The sequence below is a fragment of the Paraburkholderia sp. A1BS-2L genome, from assembly GCF_051125205.1.
Taxonomy (GTDB): domain Bacteria; phylum Pseudomonadota; class Gammaproteobacteria; order Burkholderiales; family Burkholderiaceae; genus Paraburkholderia.
The window spans coordinates 1,553,916-1,576,091 of sequence record NZ_CP120428.1; the positions used below are offsets into that span (position 1 = coordinate 1,553,916).

The 22,176-nt window shown below is 62.7% G+C and carries 20 protein-coding genes; 16 read left to right on the top strand and 4 right to left on the bottom strand.

From position 1 onward, the window contains the following. Position 1: 1 nt before the first annotated feature. Positions 2-1,462 (bottom strand): DUF3375 domain-containing protein, encoded by a 1,461-nt coding sequence (locus P5W98_RS06950; protein ID WP_421079433.1) that lies wholly within the window; start codon positions 1,460-1,462, stop codon positions 2-4. A 402-nt stretch (positions 1,463-1,864) separates the two neighbouring features. Here P5W98_RS06950 and P5W98_RS06955 point away from each other — a divergent pair, with 402 nt between their 5' ends. Beyond that, on the top strand, positions 1,865-2,143 hold the full coding sequence (locus tag P5W98_RS06955; RefSeq protein WP_421079434.1) for a hypothetical protein: 279 nt from the start codon (positions 1,865-1,867) through the stop codon (positions 2,141-2,143). 174 nt (positions 2,144-2,317) lie between these two features. Here the strand turns inward: P5W98_RS06955 and P5W98_RS06960 are convergent, their stop codons facing one another. Beyond that, positions 2,318-2,791 (bottom strand): Lrp/AsnC family transcriptional regulator, encoded by a 474-nt coding sequence (locus P5W98_RS06960; RefSeq protein ID WP_421043849.1) that lies wholly within the window; start codon positions 2,789-2,791, stop codon positions 2,318-2,320. Between the two features lie 254 nt (positions 2,792-3,045). Here P5W98_RS06960 and P5W98_RS06965 point away from each other — a divergent pair, with 254 nt between their 5' ends. Then, positions 3,046-4,473 carry an amino acid permease gene (locus P5W98_RS06965; protein WP_421023886.1) on the top strand — a complete coding sequence of 476 codons (1,428 nt, stop codon included), beginning with the start codon at positions 3,046-3,048 and terminating at the stop codon, positions 4,471-4,473. Between the two features lie 82 nt (positions 4,474-4,555). Beyond that, complete coding sequence (locus P5W98_RS06970; protein ID WP_421079435.1) at positions 4,556-5,752, top strand: amino acid aminotransferase; 1,197 nt, start codon at positions 4,556-4,558, stop codon at positions 5,750-5,752. 26 nt (positions 5,753-5,778) lie between these two features. On the opposite strand, the gene P5W98_RS06975 is transcribed toward P5W98_RS06970, so the two are convergent. Next, positions 5,779-6,117, bottom strand: a complete 339-nt coding sequence (locus tag P5W98_RS06975; RefSeq protein WP_421023888.1) for a hypothetical protein — start codon at positions 6,115-6,117, stop codon at positions 5,779-5,781. 172 nt (positions 6,118-6,289) lie between these two features. Between P5W98_RS06975 and P5W98_RS06980 the strand changes: the two genes are divergently transcribed. The 9 genes from P5W98_RS06980 (at position 6,290) to P5W98_RS07020 (ending at position 14,539) form a co-directional block, all read left to right on the top strand. Then, positions 6,290-6,688: a DnaJ family domain-containing protein gene (locus P5W98_RS06980; RefSeq protein WP_421023889.1), complete on the top strand. Its 399-nt coding sequence runs from the start codon at positions 6,290-6,292 to the stop codon at positions 6,686-6,688. Positions 6,689-6,807: 119 nt separating this feature from the next. Then, positions 6,808-7,377 (top strand): tRNA adenosine(34) deaminase TadA, encoded by a 570-nt coding sequence (gene tadA, locus P5W98_RS06985; protein ID WP_421025209.1) that lies wholly within the window; start codon positions 6,808-6,810, stop codon positions 7,375-7,377. A gap of 103 nt (positions 7,378-7,480) precedes the next feature. Continuing rightward, on the top strand, positions 7,481-8,407 hold the full coding sequence (gene ldcA, locus P5W98_RS06990; protein ID WP_421023890.1) for a muramoyltetrapeptide carboxypeptidase: 927 nt from the start codon (positions 7,481-7,483) through the stop codon (positions 8,405-8,407). Between the two features lie 314 nt (positions 8,408-8,721). Beyond that, positions 8,722-9,444: a GntR family transcriptional regulator gene (locus P5W98_RS06995; RefSeq protein WP_421079436.1), complete on the top strand. Its 723-nt coding sequence runs from the start codon at positions 8,722-8,724 to the stop codon at positions 9,442-9,444. 370 nt (positions 9,445-9,814) lie between these two features. Next, a complete protein-coding gene (locus P5W98_RS07000; RefSeq protein WP_421023892.1) occupies positions 9,815-11,329 on the top strand; it encodes an NCS1 family nucleobase:cation symporter-1 in 1,515 nt (504 codons plus the stop codon). A 45-nt stretch (positions 11,330-11,374) separates the two neighbouring features. Further along, positions 11,375-12,163 (top strand): aspartate/glutamate racemase family protein, encoded by a 789-nt coding sequence (locus tag P5W98_RS07005; RefSeq protein ID WP_421023893.1) that lies wholly within the window; start codon positions 11,375-11,377, stop codon positions 12,161-12,163. 257 nt (positions 12,164-12,420) lie between these two features. Continuing rightward, positions 12,421-13,380, top strand: a complete 960-nt coding sequence (gene puuE, locus P5W98_RS07010) for an allantoinase PuuE (RefSeq protein WP_421079437.1) — start codon at positions 12,421-12,423, stop codon at positions 13,378-13,380. Next, complete coding sequence (gene uraD, locus P5W98_RS07015; protein ID WP_421023895.1) at positions 13,377-13,898, top strand: 2-oxo-4-hydroxy-4-carboxy-5-ureidoimidazoline decarboxylase; 522 nt, start codon at positions 13,377-13,379, stop codon at positions 13,896-13,898. Before puuE ends, uraD begins: the two co-directional genes overlap by 4 nt. A gap of 131 nt (positions 13,899-14,029) precedes the next feature. After that, positions 14,030-14,539, top strand: coding sequence for an ureidoglycolate lyase (locus P5W98_RS07020; protein ID WP_421023896.1), 510 nt, complete (start codon positions 14,030-14,032; stop codon positions 14,537-14,539). Between the two features lie 115 nt (positions 14,540-14,654). Here P5W98_RS07020 and P5W98_RS07025 read toward each other — a convergent pair whose 3' ends face one another. After that, on the bottom strand, positions 14,655-17,900 hold the full coding sequence (locus P5W98_RS07025) for a YadA family autotransporter adhesin (RefSeq protein ID WP_421079438.1): 3,246 nt from the start codon (positions 17,898-17,900) through the stop codon (positions 14,655-14,657). 613 nt (positions 17,901-18,513) lie between these two features. On the opposite strand from P5W98_RS07025, the gene P5W98_RS07030 reads away from it, so the two are divergent. The 4 genes from P5W98_RS07030 to P5W98_RS07045 all read left to right on the top strand — a co-directional run bounded on the left by P5W98_RS07030 (position 18,514) and on the right by P5W98_RS07045 (position 22,175). After that, entirely contained in the window at positions 18,514-19,548 is a 1,035-nt protein-coding gene (locus tag P5W98_RS07030) for an IS630 family transposase (protein WP_434718493.1), read from the top strand. A 301-nt stretch (positions 19,549-19,849) separates the two neighbouring features. After that, complete coding sequence (locus tag P5W98_RS07035) at positions 19,850-20,245, top strand: hypothetical protein (protein WP_421079440.1); 396 nt, start codon at positions 19,850-19,852, stop codon at positions 20,243-20,245. A 9-nt stretch (positions 20,246-20,254) separates the two neighbouring features. After that, complete coding sequence (locus P5W98_RS07040) at positions 20,255-20,863, top strand: hypothetical protein (RefSeq protein WP_421079441.1); 609 nt, start codon at positions 20,255-20,257, stop codon at positions 20,861-20,863. A 100-nt stretch (positions 20,864-20,963) separates the two neighbouring features. Then, on the top strand, positions 20,964-22,175 hold the full coding sequence (locus P5W98_RS07045) for an HlyD family efflux transporter periplasmic adaptor subunit (protein WP_421079442.1): 1,212 nt from the start codon (positions 20,964-20,966) through the stop codon (positions 22,173-22,175). Position 22,176 lies beyond the last annotated feature (1 nt).

A 22,176-nucleotide genomic window follows, 5' to 3' on the forward strand; every position in this document is an offset into this window, starting at 1 on the left:
GCTACCTTGTGAAAATCACGCGCGGCAGCGTCGCGCGTTTGATGATTGCTGTTCCGTTTGCATCGTTCACCTGCCATTCGATCATATCCGAGACGGATTCATCGACGGCGGCTCGAAACGATTCTCCTGAGGCGCTCATTTGCAGATACGCGACGAGCTCGGCAAGTCCGTGCTCGAGCGGCCGCGATTCGACCAACTCGGCGAGCGTCACGTGTGGCCGATCCTGCAGGCATCGGCGGATGTGACTCGCGAGACGCGCGCGGTCAACGACGATCTGCGCGTACAGAGCCGAGGCGTCAAGGTCCGCATCGCCGGACTCGAGCGCGACGTTGGCGATAATGGGGCGCAGTGTCGGGGCATACAGCGGACGTTCCATCGGCAACTCGATATCGGCCGAAGCTGTCTCGATCTCCGTCATCGCACCGGCAGGCGGCGTTTCACGCAGCGCGAACGCTTTGGCTTCTATACCGCGCAGGATGTCCATGATGCGGCGATTTTCAAGCCACGCTTGATCGTCAAGGAACCGCCGCAACTGCTGTGAGAGCTGCGCGACCGTGCGCTGCGTGTGTTCGCCTGCCTCAAGCCAGTCATAGTGGATGCGCCGTGTGCGTGCGTCCGGTGTCATGGCCGCTACGGCGGGGAGGGTGAGTACTTGCTCGAGCCGCGCCGAAAGCTCGTCCTGACGGCGGCTCGACATCAGGAAGTCCCAGAACGCCCGGAAGCTGCTGCCTTGATCAGAATCGGCGATTGCGTCGCGCTCGCCCATGATTTCCTCGATGAGCGCGCCCTTTGAGCCCTCCCAGAGCGTGATTCGCTCGCGTACGTGTCGATCCAGCAGCCGGAAGTTCTGCTCGACTTCGCGGAAGTCCGTCAGGAGATCGCGCGCCATCTGGATGAATTGTTGAAAGCGGTCCTTGAGCGCAGCGTCATCCAGCAACCGCACGTCGCCCGCCTCGACGCGAGCGATCTCTTCGTCTATCTGGGCTCGCCGTGCATGCAACTCGGCAAGGCGCTTTTCCGGGTCGGCCTCGCTGCCTTCGCTCATCTGCCGCAGCAGTTCGAAAAGCGTCAGCAGGCGCGATTCGGTGCCTACGAAGCTGCGTTCCGTCAGCGTGCCGAGCCACGCAATGGCTTTCTCCGCGGCGGGCGTCAGGTCGAACTGTGGTTCATCCGACCCCTGGCGATAGAATTTTCGCAGCCATCCCTTCTCGGGACTGGCCCAATCGTTCAGGTACTCGAGCGCGGGTCTCGGGAAAGCGCCATCGCCGAGTTGCTCGCGCAACGCGTAAAGCTCGTCCTCGAGCGCTTCGGCAAGAAGCGGAGCCGCCATCACGCGCACATTTGGCGCGACGAACACGCCATGCAGGAAGCTGACAGCGAGCGGCGCGTGGTCGGAACGCAAGAGGCGCCAAGCGGGGTGGCGCGTGCGCAGCGCGTCGAGGGTAGGGTAGTCGAGAGGCATCGGTGCGGGACGACGGATTCAGCGATCTTGAGGCGATCGCCGGCTGAGGCTCAAAAGACCATCATCCTACCGCAACTGTTATCCGACTTTGCCAGGGCCGCGCTCCAAAGAGCCTGACGGTATCAACGACGGTATCGCGTTCACAAATCGTCCTGAGACGCCCAAGGTTCGCGATTTCTCAAACAAAACGTGCGTTGGTTCTCTGGTATGAGGTTGACCCGGTTCGACGAACGCCATTAAGTGCGAGGTAGGATTCTCGGTATCGCTGGCGGTATCGACGCCGCCCGACCGAGCGGAAACGCCGTCAACACAAGGCTCCAACCTCGGATTGACAGTAGAGTGGGAGTGATCCCCAGCGGCGCGGCCGGGCCAACGGCCGTGGCCGCACGCCCAACGTATCGAATGGTAGTTGGCCGCAAACCGCTGCTCACCCAGTGTTCTGAGAAACGCCCGGCAGGGAATACTGGCCGGGAGTTGTTTTTTTGCGCGATGACCGAGGCTGCATACCGAGCGCCTGCACCTCACGTGCTGTACGGCGACGACGGCCCGGTCGATCCGCGCGAGATTAAGCCGATCACATGGACCGTGCGGGAATTCGTTCTGGTCGATAGCTGCCTCGGCAAGACGCGTTACGACACAAAAGGTCGTTGGCTGCTGAAGTGCGGCGGCCCGTCGGACTGAGAGGGCTGATAGTTATCGGGATCTCCCGTACCCCGCGCGCAAGTCCACTGCCGGCATGCCTTCCCTCAGCGAGAGCGCAATCATCCCTCATACGGGGCATGCAAATGCTATAAAATTGCGTTTCGCACTGGACTTATCCCCAGCAAGCCTGCTTCACTCCGTCTGGCGCTCCGCTCACGCCTCCAGCGGCAGGGCGCTCGTTCCCTTGAGTTCATCGAGGCAGACGATCGAATGCACGCTGCTCACACCGGGCGCGCGCATGAGCGTGTCGAGCAGGAATTCGGACAGCGCCTTGAGATCGCGCGCGACCACCTTCAGCACATAGTCGATATCGCCAGTCACGGAATAGCACTCCTGCACCTGGGGCAACTGCGCGACGAGTTCCTTGAACTTGACGAGCTCGCGCATGTGCCCGCGCTCCATCGTCACCTGAATGAACGCGACCACGCCAAAGCCGAGCGCCTGGGCGTCGAGCCGCGTCTCGTAGCGCTTGACGACTCCCAGTTCCTCGAGCCGGCGATGACGTCTCAGCGTTTGGGCCGGCGAGAGCTTGACGGCGGCGGCCAGTTCCAGATTCGAGGCGCGTCCGTGCTCCTGTAGCGCGGCAAGGAGCCGCAGGTCGATGGAGTCAAGGGTGAAGTTTTGCACTTTCGTTGCCTTGGGGGTGGCTAATGCGAAATGAAATTGTACCAATCAGGGTTTGCCTGCGTATCAGATGAAATCATATTTTTCCGCTCCGCCTATACACTTTGTTCGCCTGACGGGACTGTCGGTCAACGCTGACGGCCTTGAGAGCGCGCCGGCGCAGAGGGTTGTGCGCGCAATTTTATTTCGCGCGGCCGCGCTGGGAACCCACCAGGATCCCCGGCGGACGCATCGATAAAGAAGAGACAGGAAGAGACATGGTTTCAAACGACACACGTGGCGGCAGTGGTCAACCCGGTGCGCAACCCGGCGACCAGGACGGTCACCTGAAGCGCGGCCTCAAAAACCGTCATATCCAGCTGATCGCACTGGGCGGCGCGATCGGCACGGGACTGTTCCTCGGCATCGCGCAGACGATCCAGACCGCCGGCCCCTCGGTGCTGCTCGGCTACGCGATTGCGGGCATCGTCGCGTTCTTCATCATGCGGCAACTGGGCGAGATGGTCGTCGACGAGCCCGTCGCCGGATCCTTCAGCTATTTCGCCGATAAATATTTCGGTCCGTTCGCCGGCTTTCTGTCGGGCTGGAACTACTGGGTGCTCTACGTGCTCGTGAGCATGGCCGAGCTTTCGGCCGTGGGCATCTACATGCATTACTGGTGGCCGGCGCTGCCGACCTGGGTGTCGGCGCTCGTCTTCTTCGTCGTGATCAATGGCGTCAATCTCGCGAGCGTCAAGTCATATGGCGAACTCGAGTTCTGGTTCGCGATCATCAAGGTGCTGGCGATCGTCGGCATGATCGCGTTCGGCGGCTGGCTGCTGCTCTCGGGCTCGGCGGGGCCGGAAGCGGGCGTGTCGAACCTCTGGCGCCATGGCGGCTTCTTCCCCCATGGCATGTCGGGTCTCGTGATGTCGATGGCGGTCGTCATGTTCTCGTTCGGCGGTCTCGAACTCGTCGGCATCACCGCCGCCGAAGCCGACGACCCCTCGCACACGATTCCGCGCGCGACCAATCAGGTGATCTATCGCATCCTGATTTTCTATGTGGGCGCGCTGGGCGTGCTGCTCTCGCTTTATCCGTGGGAAAAGGTCGTGTCTGGCGGCAGCCCCTTCGTGCTGATCTTTCACGCGATGAACAGCAATCTGGTCGCAAGCGTGCTCAACGTCGTGGTGCTCACGGCGGCGCTTTCGGTCTACAACAGCGGTGTTTATTGCAACAGCCGCATGCTTTACGGTCTGGCACAGCAGGGCAATGCGCCCAAGGCATTGCTCAAGGTGAACCGGCGCGGCATTCCGCTGGCGGCGCTCGCCGTGACGGCGGTCGCGACGGCGGCGTGCGTGATCATCAATTACTTCATGCCGGGCAGGGCGTTCGAGTTGCTGATGGGGCTGGTGGTGTCGGCGCTCATCATCAACTGGGCGATGATCAGCCTGATTCACCTGAAGTTCCGCCGCGAGAAGGCTCGCGCGGGCCAGACGACGCGTTTTCAGAGCCTCGGCTATCCGCTCACGAATTACCTGTGCCTGGTGTTCCTCGCCGGCATTCTCGTTGTAATGTATCTGATTCCGGATCTGCGGATTTCCGTCTATCTAATTCCGGTCTGGCTGGCGGTGCTCGCGCTCGCCTATCGCTTCTGGCGCCGCGGCGCGGTGCCGGCGCTGCAAGGCAGCGTCCAGGCCCGCTAGACCCTGTCGCATGTCACGTCACGTCACGTCACATCGCTCCGGCCAGCATTTCGTAAACATCCATAACTCGCAAGCCAACGCCATGTTCGAACATATCGATGCCTACCCCGGCGACCCGATCCTCTCGCTCAACGAGAACTTCCAGAAAGATCCGCGACAGAACAAGGTCAATCTGAGCATTGGCATCTATTTCGACGATGAAGGCCGTCTGCCGGTGATGAAGGCGGTTCACGAGGCCGAAGCAGCGATCCTGGCCGAACCGGGCGCGAAGCCGTATCTGCCCATGGCCGGTTTCGCGCAATATCGCGACGCTGTGCAGGCGCTCGTGTTCGGTGCGCAATGTCCGTCGCGTGCGGCGAACCGCATCGCCACGGTGCAGACGCTTGGCGGCTCGGGTGCGCTCAAGGTAGGCGCCGATTTCATCAAGCGCTATTTCCCGCAGAGCCAGGTGTGGGTGAGCGACCCGACGTGGGAGAACCATCGCTTTATCTTCGAGCGCGCGGGATTCGTGGTGAACACCTACCCGTACTACGACGAAGCCACCGGTGGCCTGAAGTTCGAGGCCATGCTTTCGGCCATCGACGCACTGCCCGCGAAGAGCGTCGTGCTGCTGCATGCCTGCTGCCATAACCCGACCGGCGTGGATCTGGACGAGTCGCAATGGGCCCAGCTGATCGACGTGCTGCAAAAGCGCGATCTGCTGCCGTTCGTCGACATGGCCTATCAGGGCTTCGGCGCGGGTCTCGATGCCGACGCATTCGCGGTGCGCGAGCTTGGGCGGCGCGGTGTGCCGGCGCTGGTGGCGAATTCGTTCTCGAAGAACTTCTCGCTGTACGGCGAGCGCTGCGGCGCTCTGCACGTAATCTGCGATGACGCCCAGGCGGCCGATTGCGTGCTCGGGCAACTGACGGGCGCGGTGCGTTCGAACTACAGCAATCCGCCGACGCACGGCGCGAAGATCGTTACGCGGGTGCTCACGAACCCGGAGCTCAAGGCGTCGTGGGAAGCGGAGCTGGCGGCGATGTGCGAGCGCATCGCGCGCATGCGTCGGGCGATTCATGACGGGCTCGCGGCGCACGTGAGCGGCGAGGCGCTTTCGCGCTATGTGAAGCAGCGCGGCATGTTCACGTACACGGGCCTGAGCGCGGATCAGGTCGAGCGTCTGAAGGAGGAGTTCGGGGTGTATATCCTGCGCTCGGGCCGCATGTGTGTCGCGGGGCTCAACGAAAGCAACGTGAGCATCGTGGTCGATGCGGTGGGCAAGGTGCTGAAGGCCTGAGAGTCCAGGGCGCCCTCAGCGGCGCCTCAAAATCTCATTCCCGTTCCCACCCCGCATCCCCCTCCTATGCCGCCGCTGCCGCCGCCCGCGGCGCAAAACACGCCGCAGCCGGAAAGGCTGGCGGCCAGCAGCATTAAAGCGGCCCCAAGGCGCAGCCGCCGCGCGGTGCGGTAGCTGCGCGAACCAGCTTGGGGGGCGTCGGTGCGATCGCCGGAAGCCGGCGAAGCGTCGAAAATCGAAGCAGATTTCATGGTTTTTTTAGCGCGAATTGGGCCCGAGTTGAGCCTGAAAGCGGAATTGAGCCGCCGGATCGCCGCTCCATCGCGGCCGTTGCGGATCTGGCTCGAAAATAAGCTACTCGGCATGCGCGCTCCAATCAGACGAATCCGGCTTTGCGTTGCCGGCGATCACATGCGCAGCGCATTAAATTCTCCATCTGTCAATCCGTCGGAATCGAACGTCAGCCATGACAGACGCGCAGGGTCTTCCAGGTGTTACCCTGATAGAATCTGATCGACGCAACGTAGTGGATTGCTGATGAAATTGCTTGATGCTCTCGTCGAACAACGGATTGCCGCCGCAGCCGCGCGCGGCGAATTCGACGATTTGCCGGGCGCCGGAGCGCCGCAGTCGCTCGACGACGACCCCTTCGTCCCCGAAGAGGTGCGCGTGGCGAACCGCATTCTGAAAAATGCGGGTTTCGTGCCGCCCGCGGTCGAACAGCTTCGCGCACTGCGCGATCTCGAGGAAGAACTCGCCAAGGTGAGCGATAAGGCCGCCCAGTGCCGGCTGCGCGCCCGCATGCTGGCGCTCGACATGGCGCTGGAGTCGCTGCGCGGCGGCCCGCTGGTGGTGCCGCACGAGTATCGCCGCCGCATTGCCGAGCGTCTGACCGAGCGTGCGACGCTGCAAGGCGTCGCGGCGGGGGCCGCGTGAGCGGCGTGCCCGCTGCCACGCCGCCGTGCGAGCTCGAGAAGCGCCACGTGGAGCGCCCTGAGCCCGTGCCGGGCGAGGGCGCGCCGCAAACCGATCCGCCTGGATCCACAGACTCTCCCATATCCACCGAAGCTGCCGAGGCCCGAGCCGAGCTTGTCGGCGAACCCGTCACCGAGCGCGACCGCCATTTCATGCGCCTTGCACTGGACGCGGCCGAAACGGCGCGCGCGGCCGGCGAAGTGCCTGTCGGCGCGGTGCTGGTGCGTGGCGACGAGGTCGTCGCGACGGGCTTCAATCATCCGATAGGTGCACACGATCCTTCGGCGCATGCCGAAATGGCCGCGCTGCGCGCCGCCGGCACGGCGTTGAGCAACTATCGCTTGCCCGGCTGCGAACTCTATGTGACCCTGGAGCCGTGCCTGATGTGCGCGGGGGCGATCATGCACGCCCGCATCGCGCGCGTGGTGTACGGCGCGCGCGATCCGAAAACCGGGGCATGTGGCAGTGTCGTCGACGCCTTTTCGAACGGCCAGCTCAACCACCACACGTGCGTGGCGGGGGGCGTGCTCGAGACCGAATGCGGCGATGCACTGCGCTCGTTCTTCGCGGAGCGCCGCCGCGCGAGCCGCGAAGCGCGCCGCGCGGCCATTGCCGGCGCCGATCCCGGTGTGGCCGAAAACAAGCAATAACAAGCGATAGCAATCGATAACAACGGATAATAGCCGCTGGCGGCCACGCGTCCGCGCCGTGGCAGGCGCATGGCACGGTCGCCGATTACCTGACCTGTTGACCATGACCATGCATCGCACCATCGAACTGATTGCACCGTCGGGCTATCCGCATGACCAGGAAGCCGTGTACCGCGGGATTACGCGTCTTCGCGCGCAGGGCCACCGCGTAGAGGGAACAGAGGCCGCCGAGCGGCGCTTCCAGCGGTTTGCCGGCACCGATGGCCAGCGCGCCGCTGAGCTGAATCGCCTCGCCGATCCCGGGCGCGACCTGCCCGATATCGTGCTCGCCGTGCGCGGCGGCTACGGTGCCGTGCGCATCCTGCACGGCCTCGACTACCACGGCCTGCAAAAGCGCCTCTCCGGACAGCCGATCGCATTCGTCGGACATAGCGACTTCACCGCGATCCAGCTTGCGCTCTACGCACAAGCCGGGCTCACGACATTCGGCGGCCCGATGCTCGTGAGCGATTTCGGCGCGCCGGAGTTGAGCAGCTTCACGATGGACCACTTCTGGAACACGCTCTCGAAGCCCGAATTCACGCTCAAGGTCGACGCGCCGCAGGCGCAGCATGCCAACGTTTCGGGCATGCTGTGGGGCGGCAATCTCGCCATGCTCACTTCGCTCGTCGGCACGCCCTATATGCCGCCGGTGGAGGGCGGGATCCTGTTTGTCGAGGACATCAACGAACAGCCGTTCCGGGTGGAGCGGATGCTTTATCAACTCCATCTATCGGGCATTCTTTCGCGCCAGCATGCGTTGGTGCTCGGCGATTTTTCCGGCGGCAAATCCTACGATTACGACAACGGCTACGACTTCCTGGCGATGGTCGAGCAAGTTCGCTCGGTCGTGGGGATTCCGGTTATTACGGGCCTGCCGTTCGGCCACATCGACAACATGGTCACGCTGCCGTTCGGCGCCCACGCTCACCTGAATGCCGACGCTCACGGCTTCGAACTCACTGTGAGCGACTATCCATATCTCGCCTGACTCGACGATTGCGAGATAGAAAAAGCGCCTTCGGGCGCTTTTTCTAGGTGTCATATATGCAACTAACAGCCAAAAACTTACGAGTCGGGCGGGTGCTCTGGAAGCGTCATCGCCATTAAATTGTTGACAAAAAATGAGCTGGAATGGAATGGGGGCTCACTGGATCTGTGCGTTGTGCCCTATATTTGCTCGGGTTTGGCGAAAATTGGGCATACGAATCGGACGCTGATCTGAGTATCTTCCCCAGGTTGGTCGATAAAATTGTTGACAATCTTTATGTCCAAACTAGGATACACAACATCAAGGTGAGAGACATGCGAAACGCCGATACCGAAGCCGACGCGACCGGAACGAAACCCGAGGCCATTGCCGCGCGCATCCGCGCCGCGATCCTCGAACATCGTTTGCCGCCTGGCGCGAAGCTCACGGAAGCGCAGTTGTGCGAAGTGTTCAATGTGAAGCGCGGGCCGATCCGGCAGGCGCTTTCGCTGCTCGCCGGCGATCACCTCGTCGATCTGGAGCCGAACCGCGGCGCCTTTGTCGCCAGCCCGTCGCTCCAGGAGGTGCACGAGGTGTTCGAGATGCGCCGCATCATCGAACTGGCGGTGGTGGAGCGCATTTGCAGTGCGCAGCATGGCAGCCGGCGGCTCAAGGGCATCGGCGAGACCATTCGGCGCGAGCGCAAGGCGTTCGAAGGGCGCGATTTCCCGGCCTGGATCCGGCTGTCGGGCGAATTTCATACGCAGCTTGCGGCACTGACTGGCAATACCGTGTTGTGCGATTGCCTCAATGGCCTCGTGGCGCGCTCGACGCTGATCTCGGCGCTGTACGAGTCGCCGGGCCGCAGCCCATGCTCGTTCGACGACCACGAGGCGATCGTGCAGGCGCTGGAGGCCGGACAGGTGCAGGAGGCCACCGCGCTGATGACGCGCCACCTGCAGGGCGTCGAGCTCAGGATGCTCGACCGTCCGGCGGGCGCGTCGGTGGATCTGCAGGACGTGTTCGGCACGCGCGCCGCAGCCACGGCTGGGCGTTGACGAAAGATCGAGTGATTTCCCACCGGGGCGGAGCAGCGCGGCGCCGGGCAAAAGTGCAACACTGAATTGAACTGGAGACACGCGCGGCGCTGCGAAATTCGGGCCGCCGCGCGCTAGAGAAAGGATCGATGTGGCAGCGGGCGTCGCTACGGCGCCCGCAGGACGGGCAACACCATGGGCAGGGCGCGCGTAGGCGCGACCGCACGGTGCGATGGGCGTCGAGCCAGACGCCGCGAGGGCGCAACGCCCCCTGCCTGGGTCCGGAGCCATCCGGGAATATCGCGGCGGCCGCGGCATGCGGCGCAGCGCGCGTTTCGAGGCGTTTCACGCGTCTTTTTTCCGTCGGCGTATCCATCCCAAGGAGCGGACCATGGCTCAATTCAGCGCATCACCAGGCAGTCCGGCAGTGCCCACCTTCGATTCTTCCGAGAGCAGCGACACGGCGGACGGCATGCGTCTGCCGGCCGGCTACAGCGAACGCCTCTACAACGAAGACCTCGCACCGCTCAAGGAGCAGACCTGGGGTGCCTATAACATCTTTGCGTTCTGGATGTCGGACGTGCACAGCGTCGGCGGCTACGTGTTCGCGGGCAGTCTCTTCGCACTCGGCCTGACGAGCTGGCAGGTGTTGCTGGTGCTGATCGTCGGCATCTCGCTCGTCAACGTCCTATGCAACCTCATCGCGCGGCCCAGCCAGCGTCACGGCGTGCCGTATCCGGTCGCCTGCCGTGGCACCTTCGGCGTGCTCGGCGCGAACATTCCTGCTGTGATTCGCGGCCTGATTGCAGTGGCATGGTATGGAATCCAAACTTATCTGGCGTCGAGCGCGCTCGTGATCGTCGTGCTCAAATTCATGCCGCAACTGATGCCATACGCGGACGTCCACAAGCACGGCATGCTCGGACTCTCGGCAATGGGCTGGGCCGGTTTCATGACACTGTGGGTGCTGCAGGCACTGGTGTTCTGGAACGGCATGGAAACCATCAAGAAGTTCATCGACTTCGCCGGTCCGGCAGTCTATGCGGTGATGTTCATTCTGGCGGGCTACATGGTGTATCGCGCGGGCTGGCACAACATCGGCCTGAATCTCGGTGGCGTGAAGTATCACGGCGCGGAGGTGATCCCGGTGATGATCACTGCGGTCTCGCTCGTGGTGTCGTATTTCTCAGGGCCGATGCTCAACTTCGGCGACTTCTCACGCTACGGAAAATCGCTCAGAAGCGTGCATCGCGGCAACTTCTGGGGCTTGCCGGTCAACTTCCTCGCGTTCTCGATCGTCACGGTGATCACGACCTCGGCGACGCTGCCTGTGTTCGGACAACTGATTACTGATCCGGTGGAAACGGTGAGCCGCATCGATCATCCCACCGCCGTCATTCTCGGTGCGCTGACGTTCACGATCGCGACCATCGGCATCAATATCGTCGCGAACTTCGTTTCGCCGGCGTTCGATTTTTCGAACGTGGCACCGCGTCTCATTAGCTGGCGTGCGGGCGGCATGCTTGCCGCGGTGGCGTCGATTTTCATCACGCCGTGGAATCTCTTCAACAATCCCGCCGTGATTCACTACACGCTCGACGTGCTGGGCGCCTTCATCGGGCCTTTGTATGGCGTCCTGATCGTCGACTTCTATCTCGTGAAGCGCGGCCGTCTCGCCGTCGACGATCTCTACACCGTCTCGCCGAAGGGCGCGTACTGGTACAGCAACGGCGTGAACTGGCGGGCGGTGTCGGCGCTGCTGCCCGCAGCGGTCATCGCGATTCTCTGCGTGATGCTGCCGTCGCTCGAGAGCGCAGCGAACTTCTCGTGGTTCATCGGCGCGGGACTGGGCGCACTGTTCTATCGCGCGTTGACGATGGGTGAGCGTGCACGGGCACGCACGTAACACGAAACAGGTGCGAAACAGGTGCCAAACGACCAGAGAACTGACATGCGTATCAAACTGATCAATCCGAACACCACGCAGCGCATGACGGCTGCGATGGGGCAGTGCGCCCGCGCGGTGGCTGCGGCGGGTACGGAGATCGTCGCCGTGAGTCCGACGATGGGGCCGCCCTCTATCGAGGGCTACTACGACGAGGCGCTCGCGACGCCGGGCCTGCTCGCAGAAGTGGAGGCGGGCGAGCGCGAGGGCTTCGATGGTTACGTGATCGCCTGTTTCGGCGATCCGGGGCTGTACGCGGCGCGCGAGCTCGCGCGCGGGCCGGTGGTGGGGATCGCCGAAGCGGCCATGCACGCGGCGAGCGTGCTCGCGCCGGGCTTTTCGGTCGTGACCACGCTCTCGCGCACCAAGACGATGGCGTGGCATCTCGCCGAGCGTTATGGCATGAATCGCTTTTGCCGCAACGTGCGGGCGATCGATGTGGCCGTGCTCGAACTTGACGAGCCGGGCTCGGCGGCGCGCCGCGCGATCGTTGACGAGTGCCGCCGGGCGCTCGACGAAGACGGCGCGGACGCGATCGTGCTCGGCTGCGCCGGCATGACGAGCCTTTGCGCACAAGTGGAAGACGCGCTTGGCGTACCGGTGGTGGATGGCGTGACAGCAGCCGTGAAGTGGGTGGAGGCGCTGGTCGCGCTGCGTCTCGCGACGGCCAAGCGGGGCGACTTCGCGCGGCCCCTCGTGAAGCGTTACGATGGAGAATTCGCGCACTTTAGCCCGACCAGTGCGGCGAGCGCCACCGAAACGCCGTCGCCGGCGCGGCCGCTGCGGTTCGGGTAAACACGCAACGGGCCCTGTGCCGCGCCGGACGGGGCTTGCGCGGCACATACATCTCGCTTGACCCCTACTATCTGTCAGTGCGTATGGGCGTGCCCGGGTGATTTAGCTACACTGGGCCGATTCTAAAAGCAGTCTCGCCCGGCGCGTCGCAAAGCCTTGTGGCGCAAGGCTTTCAGCCGGTTCAGCCGCTTTCTGAAAGTGTGGACCGTCCGCGCGGTTTTTACGTTTCGTTATCCATTCCGAAAGATTCGATCAGCATGCCACTCGATCCCCAATATCCCCGCGATCTGATCGGCTATGGCCGGCATCCGGTGCAGGCCAACTGGCCCGGTCAGGCGCGCGTCGCAGTGCAGTTCGTGCTCAATTACGAAGAGGGCGGTGAGAACTGCGTGCTCCACGGCGATCCAGCCTCCGAGCAGTTCCTCTCCGAGATCGTTGGCGCTGCCGCTTATCCGGCGCGTCACATGAGCATGGAGTCGATCTATGAGTACGGCTCGCGCGCGGGTGTGTGGCGCATTCTGCGCGAATTCGAAAAGCGCGGCCTGCCGCTCACCGTGTTCGGTGTCGGCATGGCAATCGAGCGCCATCCCGAAGTTGCGCGCGCATTCGTCGAGCTCGGCCACGAGATCGCATGCCACGGCTATCGCTGGATTCACTATCAGGACGCCACGCCCGAACTCGAAGCCGAGCATATGAAGCTCGGCATGGAAGCGATCGAGCGCGTGACGGGCGTGCGTCCGCTAGGCTGGTACACCGGCCGTGACAGCCCCAACACGCACCGCCTCGTGGCGGAACACGGCGGCTTCCTCTACGACTCCGACAATTACGGCGACGATCTGCCGTTCTGGATGGATGTCGAAGTCGCCGGCGGCAAGCAGGTGCCGCAACTGATCGTGCCTTATACGCTCGACACCAACGACATGCGGTTTGCGACGCCGCAGGGCTTCAACACGGCAGATCACTTCTTCACCTACCTGCGCGACGCGTTCGACGTACTCTACGCAGAAGGCGACGAAGCGCCGAAAATGCTTTCGATCGGTATGCACTGCCGTTTGCTCGGCCGCCCGGGGCGGTTCCGCGCACTGCAGCGCTTCCTTGATCACATCGAACAGCACGATCGCGTGTGGGTCACGCGTCGTGTTGACATTGCGCGCCACTGGCGCGAGCACCATCCCTATCAACCGCAGCAGAACGACCACCGCGGGGCCGCCGCATGAAGGCAATGCAATACACCCTCGACCAGTTGAATACCGCCTCGACCGACGCCTTCGTGGCAGCGCTTTCGGGCATTTTCGAGCACTCGCCCTGGGTGGCGGAAGCAGCGGCGCAGCAGCGCCCCTACACGAGCATCGACACGTTGCACAAGACGATGTCGAATATCGTGGAGACCGCTGGCGAAGAGAAGCAGCTCGCACTCATCAACGCTCACCCGGAACTCGCGGGCAAGGCCGCCGTGCGCGGCGAGCTGACCGACGAATCCACGCGTGAGCAAAGTGGCGCAGGCCTGAACCTGTGCACGCAGGAGGAATTCGACAAGCTGCAGGCCCTCAACCAGGCTTATCGCGAGAAGTTCGGTTTTCCGTTCATTCTCGCGGTGCGCGGCTATGACCGCCATGGCATCATCGCGAATTTCGAGTCGCGTGTGAACAACACGCGCACCGACGAAATGCGCGCGAGTCTCGACCAGATCTATCGCATCGCGCGCTTCCGGCTCGACGAGTTGATCGACGCATGAGATTGACGCCGCGCCTCGCATATCGCGACGGCGCGTCTGCTACCGCGCGGCGCCGCTAACCCGGGGTTCGCGCGTGCACCCGCTTGAGCGATAACGAGGCGAATATGAGCGATACGACACAGGATCTTGGCATGACACTAGCAATCGAATTGCTGACCCCCGAAGCATTCGCGCCCTTCGGCGACGTGATCGAGCTGGCTGGCGCGAAGCAAATTCCGATCAATCTGGGCACGACGATCCGCTATCACGATCTCGCGAAAGTGGACGTCACGGACGAGAACGGCCGCACGCTGGTCAATCTCTTCCGCGGCCAGCCGCGCGTGCTGCCGTTCGAGATCAAGATGCTCGAGCGCCATCCGCTCGGCAGCCAGGCATTCGTGCCGCTCAACGACAAGCCGTATCTCGTCGTGGTGGCGCCGGCGGGCGATCTGGACGTCGCGAAGATTCGCGCATTCGTTTCGCACGGCTGGCAAGGCGTGAACTATGCGAAGGGCGTCTGGCATCACCCGCTGATCGCACTGGGCGAGGTGAGCGACTTCATCGTCGTCGATCGCGGCGGCGATGGCTTGAACCTCAACGAGCAGGATCTGCCGGAGTCGCTCTGGCTGACCGAAGAGGCGATGGTCGCAGCGCAACGCTGATGCGCTGAAGCATCGCGCTGGCGAAAGAAAAAACCACGGCCGAGGCCGTGGTTTTTTGCATTTGAAGAGGCATGCGCGTTAGCGACATGCCCCGGTCATGCGAGTTTGGCTGCGATCAGAACTCGTAGCCGACCTGAGCGCGAGCCGCCGTGTTGCCGGTGCTCGTGACAGAGACGCCACCGTTGACGAGCCAGTGCGCGTTCGCCGAACGATACGTCACGCCGACTGCCGCAGCGCTGCCGCCCATGTAGTAGCCGCCACCCGCCGCGACCACCGTGCGCCCTGGACCCGAAGGCGTGAGGTTCGGCATGGCCATTGCAGCCGCCACGCCGGCGTACGCGTTCTTCGAAACCGTGTTGATCGAGTTCTGCAGATTGCCGATCTGCTGACCGAACGCGTTCGATTGCTGCGCCATCGCGTTGTTCAACTGGTTCAGGTTGACCGCGTCGGTGCCCGACGTGCCGGCCGCGACGTTGACGATCTGACGCTCGGAGCCTTCGGCGCCGACCGAGACCGCGTTGTCGCGGTTCGCGATCGAGTTCGCGCCGATCGCCACGGCGTTGTTCGCCGACGCGTTGGCTTTGTCACCGATCGCCGTCGAGTTCGCGCCCGTTGCCACGGAGCCGCCGCCGACTGCAAACGATTGCGAGCCCGAGGCTGCCGCGACGCCGCTCGTCGAGTTGATCGAGGTTGCCGTGGAGCCGCCCACGCTGATGTTCTGCAGGGCCTGGTTCAGGCTGTCGACCTGCTGGTTCGTGGCGTAGAGCTGCTGTCCGGTCACCGCGTCCGTGCTGTCCAGCGAGAGGGCGCCGTTCGACAGGCCGCTCAGCTTGACATTGCCGCCGCTCGTGCTGGCGAGCGTCACGCTCGAGTGGTCGGCGTTATCGTAATGGACTGCATCGGCGTCGGTGCCGGACGAGGTGTCGCCAACGGCGGCCATCGACCTGACGGAGTTGCTGCCGGCCGTGCTTGCGCCGAGCAGCGAGCGCGGTGCCGCAGCCATTTGCACCACGGGCGCAGCCGCTGCCGTGCTCGATGCGCTTTGGACCGTTGCCGACGAACTCGTTGCGTCCGCAGCCAGCGCCGCGATCTCGGCCGTGTTCTTCTGCACGCGGTTGTCGAGATTGGCGATGGCGTCGCCCACCGTATTGACCGTCGTGCCGCCCACCGAGTAGGACGGTGCGATCAGGCCGCCGGCCGCATTGATACCGGCGCCGCCGCCCAGAGCCGCTGCCACACTGCGCAGCTGGCCGACATTGACCGCGTCCGTGTCGCCCTGGCCCGCTGCGAGGTTGACGATACGGCGCGTGTTGACGGCGTTCTGGATCGTCTGCACCTGGCCGTTCGCGTCATATGCGATATACGAACCGGTACCGTCATTACCGACCGAGACCGTGTTCGACTGGTTCGCCACCGAGCCAGCGCCGATCGCTACCGCGTCCTTCGCGCTCGCAAACGCCTGCACACCGACAGCGACGCCGTTTGCCGAAGGCGTAAAGGCGTTCGAGCCGATCGCGATAGAGCCGGCGCCCGAAGCGCGTGCCGCGTCGGACGGACCCCGAGAACCGGAGCTGTCCGCGAGGCCGCTGACTTGCGAGTAGTACGCCGCAGTCGTATAGGTCCGCGTGAGGCCGGCCGCGTTGACGCCGGAGCTGCCGTTCGCGGGGTCGGGCGCCTGTGAGCGCAGCAAGGTGCTCTGGAGGCCGCCGCCCGTTGCCGCACTGACGATGTCGTAGACCTGGCCCACGCTGGCCGCGTCGGTGTCCACCAGACCGTTCGCCACGTTGCTGATGACGGTGCCCTTGGGCAGGTACTGGGACCGGCTGCCGTTGACGAAATACGGGCTATTGCCCTGGCCCGGATCGAGGACGATCTGCGATGCCGAGGTCCCGATGGTGTTCGGAACGTAGAGGACGGCAGGATTGCTGACCTTGCCGCTGGCGTCCATGATGAAGCCGCCATACGTATAGCCTGTGGGATCCGACGACGCAGCCTGCGCACCCCAGCCCGCGGTGGTCAGCGTGTTGTTGATCTTCGTAATGGCGATATTGGCGCCTTCCTTGACGTCGTACAGCTGCGCGCCGTTAACCGCGTCCGCGCTCGAAACCGACGCGTCTCCAGCCGCCACGTTGGTGAGCTTCGTGCCTTGTGCGCCGCCGAACGTGATGGTGCTCTTGCTCGTATCGTCGTACTGCACGATGTTGCTGGTTTGCTGCGCGAGGTTGTCGAGCGCGCTATTGGTCGCGTACAGCTGCGAACCGTTGACGGCGTCGGTCGACGAAGCGCTCAGGCGGCCGGCTGCGACGTTCGTGAGCGTACGTTCGTTACCGACGCTGCCGATGCTGACGGTGCTTGCCGGATTGCTGCCCGCGAAAGTGTAGTCCTGACCGCCGATCGTGGCGTCGGTGGTGGCGATTGCGGCTTCCGTCGTCGAGCCCGCGCCGAGTGCGACGGCGTCGCTGTGCGAGGCCGTGGCGCCAGTGCCGATGGCGAGCGCATTGTCGCCGCTGGCGAGTGCGTTCGCGCCGACGGCGATCGCAGCCGTGCCGGTTGCGCCTTCTCCGTTGTAGTTGCCATCGTTCGGCATGCTGTTGATGCCGACGTAATGCATCGACTTGCTGTCGAATTTCTGGATGGCGTCATAGAGCTGCAAACCGTTGATGACGTCGTTGCTGGCAACCGAGACTTCACCATTGGCGACGTTATGCAGTCCGACGGGTTTCATGTCGCTCGCGTTGCCCAGCGTTACCGAGTCGTGCGCGGACGGGTCGTACATCACCGCATCAGCGAGCTTGCCGTTGATGTTGGTAATGTCGCCCTGGATGTTGGTGACGTCGCCCGCGAGGTTCGAGATGCTCGAATTCGTCGCGTAGAGCTGGCCGCCGTTGACCGCATCGGTGCTGGCCGCCGAGAGTGTGCCGTTCGCGACGTTGTGCAGCGCGACCGGGTTCATGGCTGCCGCGCCGCCAAGCGTGACAGAATCCTGTGCCGGCGAGTCATACTGCACGGCGTTGCCGACTCCGACGCTGAGCGCGTAGAGTTGCGAGCCGTTGACGGCGTCCGTGCTGTCCGCCGATATCGTGCCTGGCGAGAGTTGCACGATCTTCTGGTTGCTCATCGTGACGACGCTGTCGAACGTCGTCGGACCGTAAACCATCACGCTAGCGCCACGGATAGCGAGCGTGCCATTCTGGTAGCCAGCGACCTGTGCGGTCGATGCGCCGAATCCGTAGCCACCCTTTGCATCCGCGGCGTTGTTCAGCGAGAAGGCCAGGCCGTCGGACGTGCCGCTGCCACTGGAGCAATCGAGCGACTGGCTGCCACCGCTGGAGCCCCACGAATATCCCGAGGTGCCGAGCAAATCTCAAGACCGCCCTGGCCGACCGTTCCCGGCACCGGCGCAACGGTTGTACCTGTTGTGGTGCTTGTCGTGGTTTTGGTCGTCGAAGCCGCGGCGGAGAGAGCGGCAAGCTGCGCAGGTGTCAGCGTTGCAGCACCGGTTGTTGCGGAAGAGAGGCCTGCAGCGAATCCAACAGCACCGGTGGCGAGGACAGCGAGCCGGCGCGAAGATTTGCGGTGTGCCGTGGCGGTTTCGGGCGCGGCGACCGAGGTTTGGTCTGTTCGCTCCAGACAGAGCGATAGGTCTTATTCATTCAGGCAACCATATTAGAGTTGATTTTCGTCAGCGCATGCGCCAATGACCTCCGTGTGAGTGCACGGCTGTCGAAAAAGGAAACCCCGTTTCGGCGATGCGTTGGGCAACTCTATGGGGGGAGTGCGGTGTCATGAATACGAATATTATTAATTCTAGTTATAAGGATGACGTAATTTATGGAAAGGAGATTTTTACATAAATATGAGTCTTAAATTTATATCCATTGACTACAGCAGAAAAAGCACAATTCTTATTCATTGGTCGCTTTTGCTTATTTACTGACGTGTGCACCAAATAGTGCGTGGTGCGTTATACGTGCATGAAGACAAAGACTGATGCCCGGAAACTGGATGTCGCGACGCAAGCCCACCTGAGAAGACTCGTGGTGGAAGCGGTCCGAGGGGGAATGACGCAGACCGGAGCGGCGTCGACGTTTGGCGTAAGCCTGCGAGCGGTCAGCAAATGGATGAAGCTGTCCAGAGAAGGCGGCGTACGGGCGTTGAAGCCCGGCAAACGGGGCCGCCGCCCTGGCGGCGGACGGTTGGATGCTCGTCAGGGTAGCCGGATTCGTGGGCTGATCGTGAGCAGGATGCCGGACCAGCTGGCGATGCCGTTTTACCTGTGGACGCGCGAGTCCGTCGCGAGCCTGATCGAGCGGGAATACGGTGTCACGGTTTCGCTGACGACAGCCGGGCGCTATCTCAAGGCGTGGGGCATGAGTGCCCAGAAGCCGGTGCGCCGCGCGTACGAACGAAACGATGCGGCGATCGCCCGCTGGCTGAATGAGGACTACCCGAAGCTCGTGAAGGAGGCGAAGCAAGAAAGGGCCACCATCCATTGGGGCGATGAAATGGGATTGCGCAGTGACCATGTGAGCGGAAAGAGCTTTGCGCCGATGGGCCAAACGCCAGTGGTGCGCGCCACCGGCCAGCGCTTTGGTTGCAACATGATCTCGGCGATCACCAATCGCGGGGAGTTGTCCTTCATGGTCTTTGAGGGCAAGTTCAAGAACGCCGTGTTTATCGAGTTCATGAAGCGCATGCTCAGGCAGGCAACACGCAAAATCTATCTGATCGTCGACGGGCATCCGGTGCATCGGTCGGTCGCAGTCCGGCAGTTCGTCGCGGAAAACGCTGAGCGTCTGCGCCTGATCCGGCTGCCGGGATATTGCCCCGAGTTGAACCCCGACGAATTGCTCAATCAGGACGTGAAAACCAACGCGATGGGCAAGAGCCGGCCGACCAGCAAGGCTGACATGGTCAAGAGCGTGCGACGCCACCTGCATCGACGGCAGAAGCAGCCTTACGTTATCCGCAATCTGTTTCAAGAAAAGCATGTTCGCTACGCAGCTTGATCAAATATACGCACTATTTACTGAACTGGTCAGTAATTGAGAAATTTGTGGGGATTTGAAGATTAATACGAAAATGTGTCAATAATGGATTGAATTTTATTCCGGCTGTTAAGATGGCCGCGCCACCAAAACGGGGTGGCTTTCATCCGAAAACTGGAGAACCAAAATGGAAAAAATCGATCGTGGCCAACTGGCCAACGCCAAGCTCGCAGGCGGCTGCTGCAAGTCGAAGAATCAGCCTCAGCCGGATCCGACGCCGGTTCTGCGTTGATCGCCTGATCTGAACGAAAGGGGGGGGTAAATGCACCCCTTTCGGTTTTTAGGGCTTCGGTTCGTTCCGATACTGTTGGGCCAAGAAATGTCCGTGGGCACAACCTCACAATTCTTCAAACGCCTTTACGCACGATTTGCCAGTGGGCGTCTGGCGCTGCGTCGCCGGCTGCTCGCCCGTTTGCCATTCGTCGCGGTCGAGCGGGGGGCGCTTGCCAGCTGGATGATTCGATCGGTCTTCGACGGCGGCATCCGCGCAAACGGTGTATCGCGTTACGAAGCCGGCCGCATTGACGTGGGCCTCGCACGCACTCAAGCGCTACGTACGATGAGCGCGAACGTACGCGAGGCATGGCTGGACGAACGCATCTATGCCGGGCGCGCATTGCACCGGGACGCCTGGCCCGATCTGCGCGCGGCAGCTTAGCAATTGGTTTTGCGAATCAATCAGATCAGGACTAAAGAACCGGGTCGCGTCATCGTGCTCTCGCCGTTTCACTATGTGTCCCAGTACGCGAACATCTGGGTGGTGGACGAAGTGCGTCGCGTTCTGGGAATGGAATCAATGGCAGTCGTTTCCGGCGTGCAGCGCGACATGTACGGTAACGACGCGGCGATGATTCCTTCGATCCGTGTGCTTTACACCTACGACGAGAATGGCCGCGAAAGCCGCAACGGTTTGGGCTTGCGGGTCATACGCGCATTGCGTCGCGATGGCGTGGCCGTGGTGTTTTCCGATGTTCCGCCTTATACATTGGCCAAGTTTCCCATGGAGACGGTCGGTGTGACGATCGGGGACCGGCCCGCGCGCCTGCATAACGGCGTATTCCGGCTAGGCATGCCGGTGGATGCGCTATTGCTCCCGTTTTATCTGAATTTCGAGAAAGGACGATTTGGCATTAGGATATTCGATCCTATCGCGCTTGCCGATGCCGCTGCACCTCAATATCTCGCTAACGATATCGAGATTGCGCGCCGCGAAAATTATCCGCATTGGCTCTATGCTGGGCATCCGTCGGTATATCACTTTGCGGCAGCTCGTTAGAAATCCTTAAGAAGTACAAGAGCGAGTAGACCAAACGGCGCATGGCGCCGAAAAAATACACTTCGGCCGGCATGACCGGCCGCGGGGGAACGATAACAACGTGGAACCGATTTATCTTCCCGAGTTCCGGGATATTCGCTGGCGCTGGATTGCCTACGCGGCGTCGACGATCGTGGTGTTTGGCGTGGCGTTTGCCTTCACGCACGAGGTAGAGCTGAAGCAGGACGTGCGCTGCGAAATCGTGTCGCCGGCTGAAATCAAGATCCAGGGCGCGAGCGGGTTGATCTCGTCGATCTACGTTCAGCCGCCTGAGCAGGTAAGTGCGGGACAGCCGCTTTTTCGCGTCGAGCGCGACTTGTCGCTCGCGACCGACGGCACGCGCCGAACGGCCTTCGACGCCCAGGTGCGCGACGACGAGCGCCGCGCTGCCGACGCGCGCTATACCCAGCGTCGCATCGAACTCACGACGCAGCTCTCCACGGCGCGCAGCAACGAAGCCAGCCGCTGCGCTGAGCTCGCTGAACTGGGCGTGCAGGGCGCGCAGAACAGCCTGCTCGTGAGCGAGGCGCAAAAGAAGCTCGCGCGTCTCGAATCCGTTTCCGATTACGTCGCCGCCGACCGTGTCGAGCAGGCGCGCGCTGACTTGCACCAGAGCCGCATTGCGAGCGCCGAGGCGGCGTCGCGGCGTCAGCAGGCCCAGGCGGCGATCGCCGATCTGCAAAATACCCAGACGGCTCTCGCCGCGCAGCTCAAGGAACTCGAATCGAGCCATGCGCGCGAACTCCAGGAAGCGGATGTGCGCTTCGAGCAAAACCGGCGCGATGCGACGATTTCGGCGCCGAAGGCTGGCATGATGACGTTCTCGCGCCTCGTGCAGGGAAGCACGCTGCAGCCCGACGACGTAGCGATGGTGATCGTCACCGATCCGAAGCAGCCCTTGCGCGCCGAATTGCGCATTCCGTCACGTCGGCGCGGTTTCGTGCACGAGGGCCAGACGGTGCGCCTGAAGTTCGATGCATTTCCCTACGCACGCTTCGGCTCATACGAGGCACGCATCAACTCGATTTCGCACACGACGGTAGCGGCTGCGTCGCCGCCCACCGGAGCGGATGCAGCCGCCGCGGCTACCGGCGGCACGCCGCCGGAGCAGGGCGACGAGTACGTTGCGTGGGTCACGCTGCCCGGCAATACGTTCCACTATGGCTCGCAGCGTTTCGACATTCTGCCGGGGATGCAGGCGACCGCGAGCGTCGTTGTCGAGCGGCGCACCATCGCGGAATGGGTGCTCGAGCCGTTGTTCAAGATCGTATGAG

Bases quoted from the DNA above. Each gene is read 5' to 3' on its own strand.
- P5W98_RS06970 (WP_421079435.1), top strand. From the start codon at position 4,556: ATGTTCGAACATATCGATGCCTACCCCGGCGACCCGATCCTCTCGCTC.
- ldcA (WP_421023890.1), top strand. From the start codon at position 7,481: ATGACCATGCATCGCACCATCGAACTGATTGCACCGTCGGGCTATCCG.
- P5W98_RS07000 (WP_421023892.1), top strand. From the start codon at position 9,815: ATGGCTCAATTCAGCGCATCACCAGGCAGTCCGGCAGTGCCCACCTTC.
- P5W98_RS06975 (WP_421023888.1), bottom strand. From the start codon at position 6,117: ATGCCGAGTAGCTTATTTTCGAGCCAGATCCGCAACGGCCGCGATGGA.
- P5W98_RS06950 (WP_421079433.1), bottom strand. From the start codon at position 1,462: ATGCCTCTCGACTACCCTACCCTCGACGCGCTGCGCACGCGCCACCCC.
- P5W98_RS06980 (WP_421023889.1), top strand. From the start codon at position 6,290: ATGAAATTGCTTGATGCTCTCGTCGAACAACGGATTGCCGCCGCAGCC.
- puuE (WP_421079437.1), top strand. From the start codon at position 12,421: ATGCCACTCGATCCCCAATATCCCCGCGATCTGATCGGCTATGGCCGG.
- uraD (WP_421023895.1), top strand. From the start codon at position 13,377: ATGAAGGCAATGCAATACACCCTCGACCAGTTGAATACCGCCTCGACC.
- P5W98_RS07005 (WP_421023893.1), top strand. From the start codon at position 11,375: ATGCGTATCAAACTGATCAATCCGAACACCACGCAGCGCATGACGGCT.
- P5W98_RS07030 (WP_434718493.1), top strand. From the start codon at position 18,514: ATGAAGACAAAGACTGATGCCCGGAAACTGGATGTCGCGACGCAAGCC.
- P5W98_RS07035 (WP_421079440.1), top strand. From the start codon at position 19,850: ATGCACCCCTTTCGGTTTTTAGGGCTTCGGTTCGTTCCGATACTGTTG.
- P5W98_RS06995 (WP_421079436.1), top strand. From the start codon at position 8,722: ATGCGAAACGCCGATACCGAAGCCGACGCGACCGGAACGAAACCCGAG.
- P5W98_RS06955 (WP_421079434.1), top strand. From the start codon at position 1,865: ATGGTAGTTGGCCGCAAACCGCTGCTCACCCAGTGTTCTGAGAAACGC.
- P5W98_RS07020 (WP_421023896.1), top strand. From the start codon at position 14,030: ATGACACTAGCAATCGAATTGCTGACCCCCGAAGCATTCGCGCCCTTC.
- P5W98_RS06965 (WP_421023886.1), top strand. From the start codon at position 3,046: ATGGTTTCAAACGACACACGTGGCGGCAGTGGTCAACCCGGTGCGCAA.